Consider the following 14,205-nt stretch of genomic DNA (forward strand, 5'->3'; position numbering starts at 1 on the left):
AGGAATTCTCCTCATTGCTTGTGGCGTTTGATTTGCCACTAGTTTAATTGAATATAAAAATTTTTAAAAGTTTATACATCGGCGTTAGGCCATGTATAAACCACCATTTACATGTAATACCGTACCGGTAATGTAACCTGCTTTATCACTTGCAAGGAAACTCACCGCATTTGCGATATCTTGTGGCTCGCCTAAGCGATTTAAAGCCACTTGATCACTCATTTTTTTGCGAATGTCTTCACTAAGTGCATCTGTCATTTCTGTTGCAATAAAACCTGGTGCCACACTGTTTACAGTGATTTGGCGGCTACCCATCTCTTTTGCAAGACTACGGCTAAATGCTTCAATACCTGCTTTAGCAGCAGAATAGTTCGCTTGGCCTGGGTTTGCAAAGTGAGCTACAACAGAACTGATATTAATAATGCGACCAAAACGTGCTTTCGTCATACCCTTAAGCACACGTTTAGATAAACGATAAACGGCTTTAAGGTGGATATTGAGGATGTCATCCCAATCATCTTCCGACATACGAAGCAACAAATTGTCTTTCGTAATACCTGCATTGTTAACGAGAACAAGTACAGGACCATAGTTCTGTTCAATATGAGACACGACTGCTTCAATCTCATCGAGATTACGCACATCGAGAGCCAAACCTGCACCTTGTTCACCAAAGCTATCAGTTAGCTTTTGTGCACCAGATTCAGAAGTCGCAGTACCTACGACAAAATAACCGTCTTGAATAAGTTGCTGGGCAATTGCAGCGCCAATGCCCCGACTCGCGCCCGTTACTAATGCAACTTTGCGTTCTTGTGTCATGCAATTTTTCCTTCTGCCACTAAAACAGCATTTAGGGCATCTTCCATTTTGCTCTTACTATCAATAGAAAAAGCTTTTTCAATATTTGGTAAACGCTTTGCGAGATTACTCAATACTGTACCTGGGCCACACTCAACAATGTACTGAATACCTTGGTCTTGTAGAGACTGCATGGTACGTGTCCATTGTACAGACTGGTACAATTGTGCTGTTAAAGCCTGACGTAATTGAGCAACATCGGTAGCAATTCCCGCGTTGACATTTTGTATTACAGGAATGGTAGGTAGCTCAATGGCAGTTTGTTCCAAAGCTTCTGCAAATTTTTCTGCTGCCGGCTTCATCAATGAACAATGTGATGGAACAGAAACCGGTAAAGCAATTGCTTTAGCAGATTGTTCTTTTGCCAATGCCATAACTTGCTGTACAGATGCGGTACTACCAGCAATCACAACTTGACCTTGTGAATTATAGTTTGCTGCTTCAACTGAACCTTGGCCTGATGCAGACACGCTCTGGCACAATTCAACTACTTTATCATCAGCTAAACCAAGAATAGCAGCCATAGCGCCTTCCCCTTGAGGAACAGCATTTTGCATGAGTTTTCCACGCAAATTAACTAACTTAACTGCATCCGCCAAACTCATTGAACCTGCTGCAACTAAAGCGCTGTATTCACCTAAAGAGTGACCTGCAAGGTATTTAGGGGCTAAACCACCTAAATCTAACCATAAACGCCATAAAGCAATACTGGCAGTTAATAATACAGGCTGGGTATTTTCTGTTTGGTCTAAACCTTCACCACTTTGTGCAATGTGCCAAAGATCAAATCCTAGCGCGTCTGAAGCTTCGGCAAAAGTTTGCCCAACTCCACTAAACTGTTCTGCGAGTTCAGCGAGCATACCAACTTTTTGTGAACCTTGACCTGGAAACACAAATGCAGTTTTTGTGGCTAAAGCTACTTGTTCAAGACGTTTAGCAGACATAAGAAATCCTTTTTGGGTTTTCACTCATTTCTCTGGAGCGGAAATTTAACATTTAATTTGTATATTTATAATTGCGAAAAACAACAAAAAAAGGGAGCTTTCGCTCCCATTTTTTCTATACTTAAGCATCACGCTTAATGCATATCATGCAATTATTCAGCATCAGCTGCTTTAGCGAATAATTGGCGACCACGGTAGAAACCGTCTTTAGTCACGTGGTGACGACGATGAGTTTCACCAGTTGCTTGGTCTACTGTTAATGCATTCTCGGTTAAAGCGTCATGTGAACGGCGCATGTCACGGCGAGAGCGACTTTTACGGTTTTGCTGAACGGCCATGATGGCTCCTTACAAAGATCGAAAAAATGGATCAGAACAAATTCAGTTGTCTTATCCCATAATCATAACACAAATTATGAGTTAAGTTTACCCTTCAAACCTGCCAAAACATCAAACGGATTATCCCGTTTCTCTTCGACAACGTTCTGAATGGTAGGTTGATGTTTATGTTCACAAGCATCATGCTTGGGAGATAAAGGCATCAACAATAACAGTTCATCTTCTAGTAATGCGAGTAAGTTGATCGAGGCAGGTGTATCAAAATCACCTTTTGTCGAAGACTCACTTTCACCTAAAACGATGAAATCAGCATCCTCATCCAAGCGCTCTATCAGTGACTCATCATCTACAAGTGCAATATGAAAGTCAGAAACAATTGGCATTTCAACAGGTTCCAAACAACGTTGGCACTCCATTGGAACTTTTGTTTCCATGTGACCATCTAACCACACAATGCGATGATAGGCATCCATTGATAGCTTACAGTCTATGTTGATCAATTGGTTATCAATTGACCCAACAGCTTCACGAGCAATACGAGCAAAGCGAGACAATGGCAGTTGACCTGACCATGTAAAGCCTTGTTCAGCCCATTTAAACGGCTCAATCTGTGCCGGAAAGGTATTTGCTGACATAATTAAGGCGGCAATTCTACAAATTCATCGGTACTCTGTCAAAGATTAAGATACAATTTTGTACTTCTTTAGACAGAACTCGGGGTAAATTAAGCAATGCACCTGTTGCAGCCGCAACCTGAAGTTAACACTTCATTACTCGTTTGCACCCATTCAACCCACCAGAACCCTCTTTTACCTGACGTGGTGCAACTCTCACCATGGCCAAGCTCAAAATTAGAGTCTGAGCAAGTTGATTGGCTTATTTTACACTTTAATCACTGGTTTTCCCACCATAATGTGACATTAGTTCGTGGAGAATTTGAACCAGAATATTTCCCAGCCAATGAGCATGAGCCAGCAAAAATTCAATTTGCTCATGGTTTTTTCAATAGTGCTCTTCACGAAATTAGCCATTGGACAATTGCAGGTGCAAAACGTCGCCTATTACCCGATTTAGGGTATTGGTATGCGCCAGATGGCAGAACTAAAGAACAGCAAGACTTATTTGAACAGGTAGAAATCAAACCTCAAGCCATTGAATGGTTATTTGCACAGTCTTTTGGCAGAAAATTCAGAGTCTCGCTAGATAACCTTACGGGCGATGGTGGAGATGGCAGAAAGTTTAAAGATAATGTTTATGCCCAAGTTCAACGTTACTTTTCTGGTGAAGCAAAGCTGCCTGCCGATGCAGCAAGATTCATTGAATGTATTTGCCAATGTACGCGAGCAGGTGCGGCATTACAATTAAATGAATTTAAACGTGAACTCCTTGATTAAATGACAAAAAAACTACGTAAGTTACTTGCTTCATAAGTTTGAAAGGTCTAATACTATTTTTAATAATGGCGTGATGGAGTCTCTAAAATATGCTGCATTTACATGTACATCCTGAAAATCCACAGCAACGCCTCATTGAACAAGCGGTTGAGCGTATTCGTGCCGGAGATGTTGTGGTCTATCCTACCGATGCTGCCTATGCAATCGGATGCCAGATTGGTAATAAAAATGCGATGGAACGGATTGCCCAGATTCGTGGTTTAGGTCCTAAACATCAATATGCAATTATGTGTTGCGATTTATCAGATATCGCGACTTATGCCAAAGTTGATAATGCGACGTACCGTTTACTAAAGGCAAATACACCAGCCATCACCACTTTCATTTTACCGGCAACCAGTGAAGTTCCACGTAGGTTAATGCACCCTAAAAAGAAAACGATTGGTCTACGTATTCCAAGCAATCCAATTTGTCAGGCTTTATTAAAAGAGCTCGGTGAACCTTTACTCACCAGTACATTAATTTTACCGGGGCAAGAAGATCCACTAGATGATCCTTACGATATTGAAAATCAATTAGCTAAGCGTATTGATGTCTTTATTGATGGTGGTTTTGGTACTTTAACAACCACGAGTATTGTTGATTTATCAGGTGAGCATCCTGAAATTATTCGTCGTGGTGTCGGTGATGTAAGTGCTTTTGAATAAGCACTTACTTTTCATTTTTTACCAATAGTTTAAAAAAAAGCATTATCAAGAAAAAAAATACTCTTTATTTAGTTTGGATTTTTTTTACACTTTAGTCGTTAAGCAATTTATTAAAAGTCACAATTCCTTTAGAATGCTTCTCACTATCTGCTGTTCTTCTGCTACAGCTCTTATTGACTTGAAAAACAAGTCTCATGCTTTTGAAAATTCGCGTGGCTTATAATCGTAATGAACCAATCACTTCATCAATCCATGGAAGACGTTCCACACATCCGTGTTTTAGATGAGTGGCACGATACGATTCCTGAGGATCTTTATATTCCTCCAGCTGCCTTTGAGATTTTGCTCGAACAGTTTGAAGGACCACTCGACTTTTTAATTTATCTGATTCAAAAAAACGGTTTTGATCTCATCCAGCTTGATATTGCTCCTATTGCAACTCAATATTTGGCTTATATGGATAGTATGAAATCCTTAAACATTGAGCTGACTGCCGACTATATGGTCATGGCTGCTTTATTGGCTGATTTGAAATCTCGCTTACTTTTACCTAAGCCTACTGTAGTAAGCATCGAAAAAGATCCTAAACAGGATCTTATTGATCGACTCGAAACTTATTTACGCATTAAACAAGCCGCTGAACGTTTAGGCCAAATGCCAGTTCTTGACCGTGATACATTCAGTGCCAATGTAAGCTTAGGTCATATTGCACCTGTTTATGAAGGTTATGATGTTTCAGCATTACACGATGCTTTGTTCTGTGTATTTAACCGTCCGGAACCTGTAACACACACAATTGCGCAAGAGCCTGTACTGTTAGAAGAACGTATTGCTTATATTGAAGAGAAATTAGAGTCAGGCGACGTGTTAAGTTTTAAAGAATTACTTAATCCCCAACAAGGCCGTATGGGAATGGTTGTAACTTTTATGGCTGTTTTAGAATTGACCCGACAACAAAAGATTAAGATTATTGCTACAGGAGTTGAAGCTCCACTAGCTATTCAAGGGTCTTCAATATGAGCAGTTTTGAACAAAATAATAATGATTTGTCATTAGCCGATATTCATCATGAAGTTTTATTACAGCTTGAAGCCATTATTTTTGCTAGTGAAGCGCCTGTCTCAATTGCCCGTTTAAAAGAAGCATTTAATAATCAATATAACAAACAACAGCTTCGTCAGCTTTTACAACAGCTTGCCCTTTTACAACATGGCCGTTCCATTGAGTTGATTGAAACTGCGCAGGGCTTTCGTTTTCAGGTAAGATCCAAATATCGCAATATCATTGCGCAGATTTGGCCAGAGCGACCAACAAAACTGTCACCATCATTACTAGAAACGTTGGCTGTCATTGCGTATCATCAACCGGTCACACGTGCTGATATTGAACAAATTCGTGGTGTATCTAATAATAGTCAGATTCTCAGAACGCTATTTGACTGGAACTGGATTAAAGAAGCCGGTTTTAGAGATTTACCCGGAAGACCTGCGTTGCTAATTACAACGCCTCAATTTCTGAATGCTTTTGGTCTAGCCTCTCTAGGCCAATTGCCTCCCCTGCAGAACGCCAAGGAAGCATTTATGGCTCTCGATGCAAATGCACCGAAGTCATAAAGAGGTGGACTGTTGATCATTATGTCTAAGGTTGTGCTGTCATGAGTGAAAAATTGCAAAAAGTATTAGCGCGAATCGGATTAGGTTCTCGCCGATATATGGAAGAGGTTATTGCCGCAGGACGCGTGAGTGTGAACGGCCGCGTTGCCCAAGTTGGCGAGCGCATTGAACCAGGCGATGAATTACGCATTGATGGCCGTAAAGTTCAGTTCCAGATCGAAGATGAAATTCGTCGTCGTGTACTGATTTATTATAAACCAGAGGGTGAAATCTGTTCACGTAATGACCCTGAAAAGCGTCCAACCGTATTTGATCATTTACCACAAATTGCAAATGACCGTTGGGTAATGGTAGGCCGTCTAGATATTAACAGTACAGGTTTATTACTTTTTACAAACGATGGCGAACTTGCTAACCGCTTAATGCATCCATCTAATGAAATTGAACGTGAATACGCTGTACGTGTAATGGGTGAAGTAACACCACAATTACGTCAAAACATGGTCAATGGTGTAGAGCTTGAAGATGGCCCTGCCAAATTCGAATCTTTCTCTGAAATTGGTGGTGAAGGTATTAACCGCTGGTATCAAGTTGTAGTGAAAGAAGGCCGTAACCGTGAAGTACGCCGTATTTTTGAATCACAAGGCCTTAAAGTAAGCCGCTTATTGCGTACTCGCTACGGTACTGTCATTTTACCACGCGAATTACGGACTGGTCGCTGGATGGAACTCGACAAAACTGACATCGATAACTTGGCAAAATCTGTTGAGTTAAAACCACGTCAAGGTACAGGCTTATTTGGTATGGCAAAACGTCGCACCGAACGTATGACAGAAAAGCCAATGGCAGCACGCCGTGGTGGTTACTTACGTCAGCAACGTCGTGATGATGAAAAAGAAGCGCCAGCTAACACAGGTAATCAGCGCAAATCGACTGGTTTTAACCGTGGATTTAAAAAGTTCTAAGTAAAGCTTTTAAATCAAAAAACCGCTCAATTTAGAGCGGTTTTTTATGGCCTAATTTTTTAATTCATTCATTTTTGCTAATTCAATCCATTCAGCTTCAGGGAAATGAATGGCTAAATAGTCCTTCAAATAATTTGAAGTATCTTGAGAGATTAATGGATCTTTTGATTCATCTTTTAGGTTGTAAACCAAAGCTTTTAGTTTCATACCACGTGACTTAAGCGCCTCGAGACTAAGCAATGTATGGTTAATACTCCCCAAACGACCAGACGTCACCAAAATAACAGGAAACTGATGCTGAGCAATGTAATCAATAGTAAGTAAACTGGTGGTTAAGGGTACCATTAAGCCACCTGCACCTTCTAACAATACAATTTCAAAACGCTCAGCCAATGTTTGAGTCGCATTCTCAATTTTTTGAAAATCGATCTCTCGGTTATCAAGACGCGTTGCTAAATGAGGTGAAGCAGGATAACTAAAGATTTCCGGCATAGTCAGCTTGTCATGATCTTCCTGAAACCAACCTTGCCCCATAATTTCACGATGCTTCTGGATATCCTCTGAGATATCAGCATTACCTGTTTGAATAAGTTTTTGGGTAATTACTTTTTTACCCTGCTCAGTCCATAATTTTGCTAAGAAACCTGTCGCGTAGGTTTTACCAATTTCGGTATCAATCCCACTCACAAAATAGATCTGGCCACTCATTTACTTCATTCTCCGGGCAATACAATAAATCGGGTGATATGTTAGGGAGTACCCCTCGGCGTGCTTAAACCGGTCATAATCTTGATAAAACTGCTGTAAAGATTGCTTAGTCCAACGATGCTGAGCAGTTGCCGTTACACCTGTTGCTTTTAAATGCTGCAACACGGCTTTAGGCGAATCGAAATAAAGCTGAGTTTCTGACTGTGCCAAATGCAAAATCTCAAAACCAGCCTGAGTTAAGGCACTATTCCAATTTTCAAGATTCCAATAATTTAAACCTTGCCCAGTTAGCTCTTTAATTTCAATGAGGTTTTTAGGACCAAATGTTGAAAAGCATAGCCAGCCTTGCTCATTTAAAGCAGCATAGCAATGTTGAAGTAGCCGTGGTAAATCTTGCATCCATTGCAAAGCTGAACCGGAAACAATCATATCAAGCTGCTGAGGGAATTCTAAGGTTTCAACGTCTCCAATTAACCATTTCACATGTTCTTCATGATTAAAGTGCTGTTGCACCTCTGCATACAAATCATTTAAAACTAAATTTTCAATTTGAAAAGATTCAACAAGCAGACGAGTTAAATTGCCAGAACCACAACCAATTTCAAAGACACGTGACATTGCGCTTGGACAAAATTGCTTTAGTAAGTTCGTTAAGTTTTGGCAAATTTGTTTTTGGACAATTGCATGCTTTGAATAGCTTTGCCCTGCTTTAGCAAAACGTTGGGCAACCAAATTTTTATTCAAACTCACAGGAAACTCACCAATGCTTCAAGTTCATGTTGCTCAACCATTGATGTTAAGGAAATGCGCAAACGCGAACTATTTTTAGGTACTGTTGGTGGACGTACAGGCATGGCATAAAAACCGCTTTCCTGAACCTGTTTCGCCTTATCGATAGCAGCCTGACTTTCTCCCACAATCACTGGAATAATATGGCTGGTCGATGGACTCACATACCCCTTTTGCACCACTGCTTGTTGAAGATATTGGCTAATATTTTTTAAATGTTCACGTTGAGATTGAGCCATTAATACTTTTTTAAAAATAAAATTTGCCCATGCCATAACAATCGGAGGTTGAGCGGTACTAAAAATAAGCGGACGCATTTTATTAATGAGATAATCTTTAATAATTGGATGGCAAATAATATAACCACCGACTGCTGCTAGCGCTTTACCCAAGGTACCAACTAGAAAATCAATTTCCTGAATTACATTATATTGTTCGGCACATCCTAAACCTTGCTGTCCACGTACGCCAATTGAATGCGCTTCATCGACATATAACATGGTTTTAGCAAAGCGTTTTTTAAGCTGGACTAAAGCGGTTAAATCTGTTTCATCGCCATCCATACTAAAAATACTTTCCGTGACCACAATAATTCGTTCAATCTGGTCATCATCATGATACTTTTGTAGAAGTTGCTCTAAATGCTGTAAATCATTATGTCGATACCTCACATACTGGGCACCAGACAAACGGATCCCATCAATCATACTGGCATGAACTAACTTATCTGCCAGAATTAAAGTTTTACTATCAGCAACAGCGGGCAAAATACCAATATTCATATGGTAGCCACTATTAAATAATAGAGCCGCCCGACCACCAAATGCTTGGCTTAGGCTATTTTCCAACTGTTCATATTCATCAAAATTGCCCGTTAATAAACGTGAAGATGAAGAACTAAAATAGCTGCGTTCTAATGGATAGCAATCTAAAAATTCTTGGCGAAGATCAATATCAGCTGCCAACCCAAGATAGTCATTTGAAGCTAAGTTGAGCATCGTTTTATTTTGAATCGTAATAAAACGGCCATGCTGCACATTTTGGGTAAATTGTCTGAAATTACCTTGTCGTTTTAACTCATCTAACTCTGTAGCAAAATGATCGAGCAATGACATCTTAATGTGCCCCCTGCATCGTTTTAACTACTTCAACCAACTGTTCGAGCAAGCCACTTAACTCTTGTTGAGTGATGACATAAGGCGGCATGACATAAACTAATTTTCCAAAAGGACGAATCCAGATTCCACGCTCTACAAATTGTTGCTGTAAAGTTTTCATATCGACATTAAAGGTGAGTTCTACTACACCAATCGCCCCGAGCACTCTTACATCAGCAACATAATCAAGCTGGCTTAAAGGCATTAAATATTGGCTAAGCTGTTGCTCAATTCGCTTAATATTGGCCTGCCAATCTTGCTCAATTAATAATTGCGTACTTTTTAAAGCAACGGCACAAGCGAGTGGATTGGCCATAAAAGTTGGGCCGTGCATAAATACCCCAGCCTCACCGCGACTAATGGTTTCTGCTACATGCTTTGTCGTTAAGGTCGCAGACAAAGTCATATAACCGCCTGTTAACCCTTTACCTAGGCACATAATATCTGGCTCAACATGTGCATGTTCCCAAGCGAAAAGCTTACCGGTACGACCAAAACCAGTGGCAATTTCATCAAAAATCAATAACAGATGATATTGTTCACAAAGCGCTTTAGCCTGACGTAAATATTCAGGGTGATAAAAGCGCATGCCCCCTGCACCTTGGACAATCGGCTCAATAATAAGTGCAGCAAGGTTTTCATGATTTTGCTGAATAGCTTGCTCTAACTCGGCAATATCTTCTCGGTTCCACTCCTCATGAAATTTGGTTTGCGGAGCTGCTACAAAAAGACGGTTCGGTAAGCTGGTACCAAAAATCTGATGCATGCCTGTCACTGGATCACAAACAGACATCGCATTCCATGTATCACCGTGATAACCAGAACGTGTAGTAATAAAATTTGTTTTTTGTGGCTGGCCTTGTGCTGTCCAGAATTGCACAGCCATTTTCAAAGCAACTTCAACGGCAACGGAACCTGAGTCTGCATAAAAAATTTTATCGAGACTCGGCGGTGTAATTTTTAAAAGAATTTTGCCAAGTTCAATAGCAGGATCATGAGTTAAACCGCCAAACATGATATGAGACATATTTTGTAGCTGGTCGGTCACTGCCTGATTAAGTTCAGGGTGGTTATAGCCATGAATTGCACACCACCAAGATGACATACCATCAATTAAAGTTCTACCATCATCAAGTTCAATCGTTGCTCCATAGGCACACTTCACTTTAAATGTGGGTAAAGGTTGGGTCATTGAAGTATATGGATGCCAAATATGTTCCAAATCAAAATTATCGGTCATCCTCTATACCTTTTTACAGCAATCAAATCTTTCATTTAGCACATGTTAAACCTGTTAAGAATGAAAGAAAATTGCGAGATCAATCAAAGCTTATGAACTTTGCTGATGAATTGTTAAAAATTGGCAGATTTCTTCAATTGTTCTTTCTACCTGTAAGTAGGGAAAAGCATGTGTAGCATCTTTTATTAGCTTATAACTCATGTTTTCTGTCGCTATATCTTTAAAATTTTCCATAATCTTGCAAGGAATGACATTATCCTGTTCAGCAAACAGGTGAAGCTGTCGTCCTGGATAGGTTTTCAAGTTATCTACCAAATTTAGCTGCTCAAGCATTTGCAAACCTTCTAACAACAGTTTATTTGAGGGCGGATTTGCTATGTTTTGTACACTAAGCCAATCTTGTTTTGCCTGAGATGAGCCAAGTGTAATTAAATAATAAAAACGTTTTAAAGTAGCTTGGGGATTCTGTAAAAAGGATGCTTTAAATTGACTAAATACATCAGCAGGCATAGCAGTATGCCACGAGGTATTAGCCACAAAACAAGGATTAGAGGCAAGCGTAATTAACGTTTTAGTTTGGCCCGTTTGTTTATAAAAAAAGTCAATCAGGTATGTTGCTAACTGTCCACCTAAAGACCAACCTACAACCACATCAATATCAGTTAAAAAATCAAGCTGATCGTGAAAGCCACTATCTAAAACATTAAAAATATTAATAAGTTGCGTATCATACCCAGCTTTCGTTAGACCTAATTTTAACGGTTGCAAAGGTTCTATTCCTACTCCCCAACCTGTAATCAATAAAATTTTATTTTGTAACTTCATATGCACGCTCAAAGACAAATTTATGGAAATTATATATTAATATCAATTTAAAATATCTTTTAAAATCAATATAAAAATTAAATTCAAAAAAGTAAAATCAACTATTTAGGGCTGTTAAATATTCTGAAATATATTGATAAATAAGGCCTAAAATATTTATATGAAATATACAAAAATTTAATTATATAAACATTGAACCAAATCAAAAAACAACATAATCCACACTTCACCCATAAATCCATTATGCAATGTAATTAATGTTAATACTTATGTTTTTTTATTAAAAAAAATGACTCATCAATTCATTTTAATGTTAGAAGATTAAATATTGATCAAAAAATATGGGCAGGCAAATATGAACAATCAAAGTATAATATCAGATGGGAGAGAAAAATATACATATTTTGTTACACCCAATGATATTATAAATACCTTACCTACAGATAAAAATTATTGTTTATTTCTGGATATTGATGGAACATTAGCTCCATTTCAAATTCATCCTGAGCATAGTTTTATTCCAAATACCACCTTAGAAGTTATAAAAAAAATTATTGAATTAAATATACCGGTGATTGCTGTAACAGGACGTGATGTTGAAACAGCAAGTAAGCTACTTCAGTCTATTGAATTACCTATAGCGGGCTTACATGGTTTAGATATTTATTTTGATTCTGATACTTATATTCGCCCAGATTTAAGCGATATTAATTTTCAAAAATTAAAAGAAGATATTATAAATTCTTGTGAAAAATATCCCGATTTATTAATTGAGGATAAAGGACATTCTATTGCTTTACATTATCGAAAAAACCCGGAATTAGAAGACAATGCAATTTATATTATGCAACAGATTAAATATTTTTATCCTCAATTAAAATTAAATAGAGGAAAATTTGTCGTTGAATTATTACCTAAACAGGCAGATAAAGGTAAAGCAATACAAACAATATTAAATCATCTTAATTTACCGTTAATTCATCCCATATTTATAGGAGATGATTTAACGGATGAAACAGGTTTCATTTTTATTAACCAACAGTTTGGCACTTCAATTAAAGTAGGTTCTGGTGAAACAGAAGCTCAATATAGATTAAAAGATATTAATAGTGTTTCTAATTTTCTTTTTTTCTTCCTAGAAAAAATAAAAAAGTTATACGTCAAAAATAGTCAAGATCAGAATGGAGAACAAATATGTCTAAATTAATCGTGTTATCGAATCGAATTAGTATGCCATCGGGTAAGGCTTCAGCAGGTGGCCTTGCAGTAGCTGTACAAGACGCATTAAATGATAGTAACGGCATTTGGTTAGGCTGGAATGGTCAGCAAATTACCGATACTGAAGCGCCTGAATTCGATCAGGCATATTCTCATGGGATCGACTACATTACCTGCCCTCTTACACATCAGCAATATGCACAGTACTACTGTGGTTTTGCTAATAAAGTATTATGGCCAGCCATGCATGATCGGGATGACCTGATCGAATATAATGCAGAAGAATATAATACCTACCAAAAGGTCAATCGTTTATTTGCTGAAAAATTACAGCAGATTGCTCAGCCCGATGATCTTATTTGGGTGCATGACTATCACTTTTTCAGCGTAGCTCGTCATTGCCGTGAATTAGGTATGCAAAATAAAATCGGTTTCTTTTTGCATATCCCTTTCGCAAGCTTAAATATCTGGCGCAAGATCCCAGTTGCACTACAGTTGGTCCAAGATCTTTGCCAATATGATGTGATTGGTTTACAAACTCAAACCGATCAGAACACCTGTATGCAAACCTGTATGGGCTTACTTGAAGCTCAAAAAATACTAAGCGACAGAATCAGTTATAAAAAACGTCAAATCTTGATTAAGTCCTATCCTATCGGTGTTCAGCCAGAGCTTATTCAGCGCCAAGCACAACAGGCCTTTCATACACCATACGTATTTAACTTTGAAGATATACCACGTCAAAAAACAATTATTGGGGTTGACCGGATTGATTATTCAAAAGGTTTACTTGAACGTTTCAATGCATTTGCAACTTTCCTTGAAACTAATCCTGAATATCATGGATTGGTACGTCACCTTCAAGTTGCAACTCCTTCACGTACAGATATTCCAGCCTATCAACGCTTATACCAACGCTTTAAGGCCAAATTAGAGCTGATTAATGAAGAGTTTGCTCATGAAGATTGGCGACCTATCGATTGTTGCTTCGACACAGTTCAACATGACAGTTTGATGCATATTTATCGTCGTTCTGACATTTGCTGGATTAGCTCATTACGTGATGGTATGAATTTGGTCGCAAAAGAATATATTGCGGCTCAAGATCCAGAGAACCCAGGTGTGCTGATTTTATCTAAATATGCCGGTGCTGCTGAACAAATGACTCAAGCATTGATTGTTGATCCATTAGATAGAGCAGCCATGATGGATTCTTTAAAAACCGCTCTAGAGATGTCCAAAGCTGAACGTATTAATCGTTATGAACAGTTAATAGAAGGTTTGGCAGCTACTGACCTGAGCGATTGGCGAAATAATTTCTTGAAGGATTTAGAAAATTCTCCGACATTCACAAAGTCTAAGTTGTCCTTACAAGAAAAGTATCAACCCACTTACCATGTCTTATAATAATTTAAGCTTATGGAACATCGAGGATGTTTTACTCGATGT

General features: G+C 38.6%; 16 protein-coding genes. 7 read left to right on the forward strand and 9 right to left on the reverse strand.

Going from position 1 to position 14,205, the window contains the following annotated elements; all coding sequences use genetic code 11:
* Positions 1–84 precede the first annotated feature (84 nt).
* The 4 genes from fabG to KNQ97_RS14135 all read right to left on the reverse strand — a co-directional run bounded on the left by fabG (position 85) and on the right by KNQ97_RS14135 (position 2,775).
* A complete protein-coding gene (gene fabG, locus KNQ97_RS14120; protein WP_000191300.1) occupies positions 85–819 on the reverse strand; it encodes a 3-oxoacyl-ACP reductase FabG in 735 nt (244 codons plus the stop codon).
* Entirely contained in the window at positions 816–1,802 is a 987-nt protein-coding gene (fabD, locus tag KNQ97_RS14125) for an ACP S-malonyltransferase (RefSeq protein ID WP_001274818.1), read from the reverse strand. Before fabD ends, fabG begins: the two co-directional genes overlap by 4 nt.
* Before the next feature lie 152 nt (positions 1,803–1,954).
* Positions 1,955–2,140 (reverse strand): 50S ribosomal protein L32, encoded by a 186-nt coding sequence (rpmF, locus tag KNQ97_RS14130; RefSeq protein ID WP_000290730.1) that lies wholly within the window; start codon positions 2,138–2,140, stop codon positions 1,955–1,957.
* A gap of 74 nt (positions 2,141–2,214) precedes the next feature.
* Entirely contained in the window at positions 2,215–2,775 is a 561-nt protein-coding gene (locus KNQ97_RS14135) for a DUF177 domain-containing protein (protein ID WP_001275712.1), read from the reverse strand.
* 96 nt (positions 2,776–2,871) lie between these two features.
* Here KNQ97_RS14135 and KNQ97_RS14140 point away from each other — a divergent pair, with 96 nt between their 5' ends.
* The 5 genes from KNQ97_RS14140 (at position 2,872) to rluB (ending at position 6,819) form a co-directional block, all read left to right on the forward strand.
* Complete coding sequence (locus tag KNQ97_RS14140; RefSeq protein ID WP_000550441.1) at positions 2,872–3,534, forward strand: elongation factor P hydroxylase; 663 nt, start codon at positions 2,872–2,874, stop codon at positions 3,532–3,534.
* An 89-nt stretch (positions 3,535–3,623) separates the two neighbouring features.
* A complete protein-coding gene (locus KNQ97_RS14145) occupies positions 3,624–4,241 on the forward strand; it encodes an L-threonylcarbamoyladenylate synthase (protein ID WP_000902820.1) in 618 nt (205 codons plus the stop codon).
* Between the two features lie 228 nt (positions 4,242–4,469).
* Positions 4,470–5,261 carry a ScpA family protein gene (locus KNQ97_RS14150; protein WP_001076479.1) on the forward strand — a complete coding sequence of 264 codons (792 nt, stop codon included), beginning with the start codon at positions 4,470–4,472 and terminating at the stop codon, positions 5,259–5,261.
* Complete coding sequence (gene scpB / locus KNQ97_RS14155; protein WP_000093856.1) at positions 5,258–5,854, forward strand: SMC-Scp complex subunit ScpB; 597 nt, start codon at positions 5,258–5,260, stop codon at positions 5,852–5,854. The genes KNQ97_RS14150 and scpB overlap by 4 nt, the downstream gene beginning before the upstream one ends.
* Positions 5,855–5,895: 41 nt before the next feature.
* Positions 5,896–6,819 (forward strand): 23S rRNA pseudouridine(2605) synthase RluB, encoded by a 924-nt coding sequence (gene rluB, locus KNQ97_RS14160; RefSeq protein WP_001291249.1) that lies wholly within the window; start codon positions 5,896–5,898, stop codon positions 6,817–6,819.
* A gap of 51 nt (positions 6,820–6,870) precedes the next feature.
* Here the strand turns inward: rluB and bioD are convergent, their stop codons facing one another.
* The 5 genes from bioD to KNQ97_RS14185 form a co-directional block, all read right to left on the reverse strand.
* Complete coding sequence (gene bioD, locus KNQ97_RS14165; RefSeq protein ID WP_253612376.1) at positions 6,871–7,527, reverse strand: dethiobiotin synthase; 657 nt, start codon at positions 7,525–7,527, stop codon at positions 6,871–6,873.
* On the reverse strand, positions 7,528–8,277 hold the full coding sequence (gene bioC, locus KNQ97_RS14170; RefSeq protein WP_000055871.1) for a malonyl-ACP O-methyltransferase BioC: 750 nt from the start codon (positions 8,275–8,277) through the stop codon (positions 7,528–7,530).
* The gene (locus tag KNQ97_RS14175) at positions 8,274–9,431 is read right to left on the reverse strand and encodes an 8-amino-7-oxononanoate synthase (protein ID WP_000054324.1); all 1,158 of its coding nucleotides are present in this window, start codon (positions 9,429–9,431) and stop codon (positions 8,274–8,276) included. Before KNQ97_RS14175 ends, bioC begins: the two co-directional genes overlap by 4 nt.
* A gap of 1 nt (position 9,432) precedes the next feature.
* Entirely contained in the window at positions 9,433–10,713 is a 1,281-nt protein-coding gene (gene bioA / locus KNQ97_RS14180) for an adenosylmethionine--8-amino-7-oxononanoate transaminase (RefSeq protein ID WP_253612377.1), read from the reverse strand.
* A 90-nt stretch (positions 10,714–10,803) separates the two neighbouring features.
* Positions 10,804–11,538 (reverse strand): hydrolase, encoded by a 735-nt coding sequence (locus tag KNQ97_RS14185; protein WP_253612378.1) that lies wholly within the window; start codon positions 11,536–11,538, stop codon positions 10,804–10,806.
* Positions 11,539–11,893: 355 nt separating this feature from the next.
* On the opposite strand from KNQ97_RS14185, the gene otsB reads away from it, so the two are divergent.
* On the forward strand, positions 11,894–12,745 hold the full coding sequence (otsB, locus tag KNQ97_RS14190; RefSeq protein ID WP_032009331.1) for a trehalose-phosphatase: 852 nt from the start codon (positions 11,894–11,896) through the stop codon (positions 12,743–12,745).
* Positions 12,733–14,163: a trehalose-6-phosphate synthase gene (locus tag KNQ97_RS14195; RefSeq protein ID WP_000040106.1), complete on the forward strand. Its 1,431-nt coding sequence runs from the start codon at positions 12,733–12,735 to the stop codon at positions 14,161–14,163. Before otsB ends, KNQ97_RS14195 begins: the two co-directional genes overlap by 13 nt.
* The last annotated feature ends 42 nt before the right edge of the window (positions 14,164–14,205 follow it).

Origin of the sequence: Acinetobacter sp. UC24323 (genome assembly GCF_024151445.1) — a bacterium.
Lineage (GTDB): Bacteria > Pseudomonadota > Gammaproteobacteria > Pseudomonadales > Moraxellaceae > Acinetobacter > Acinetobacter baumannii.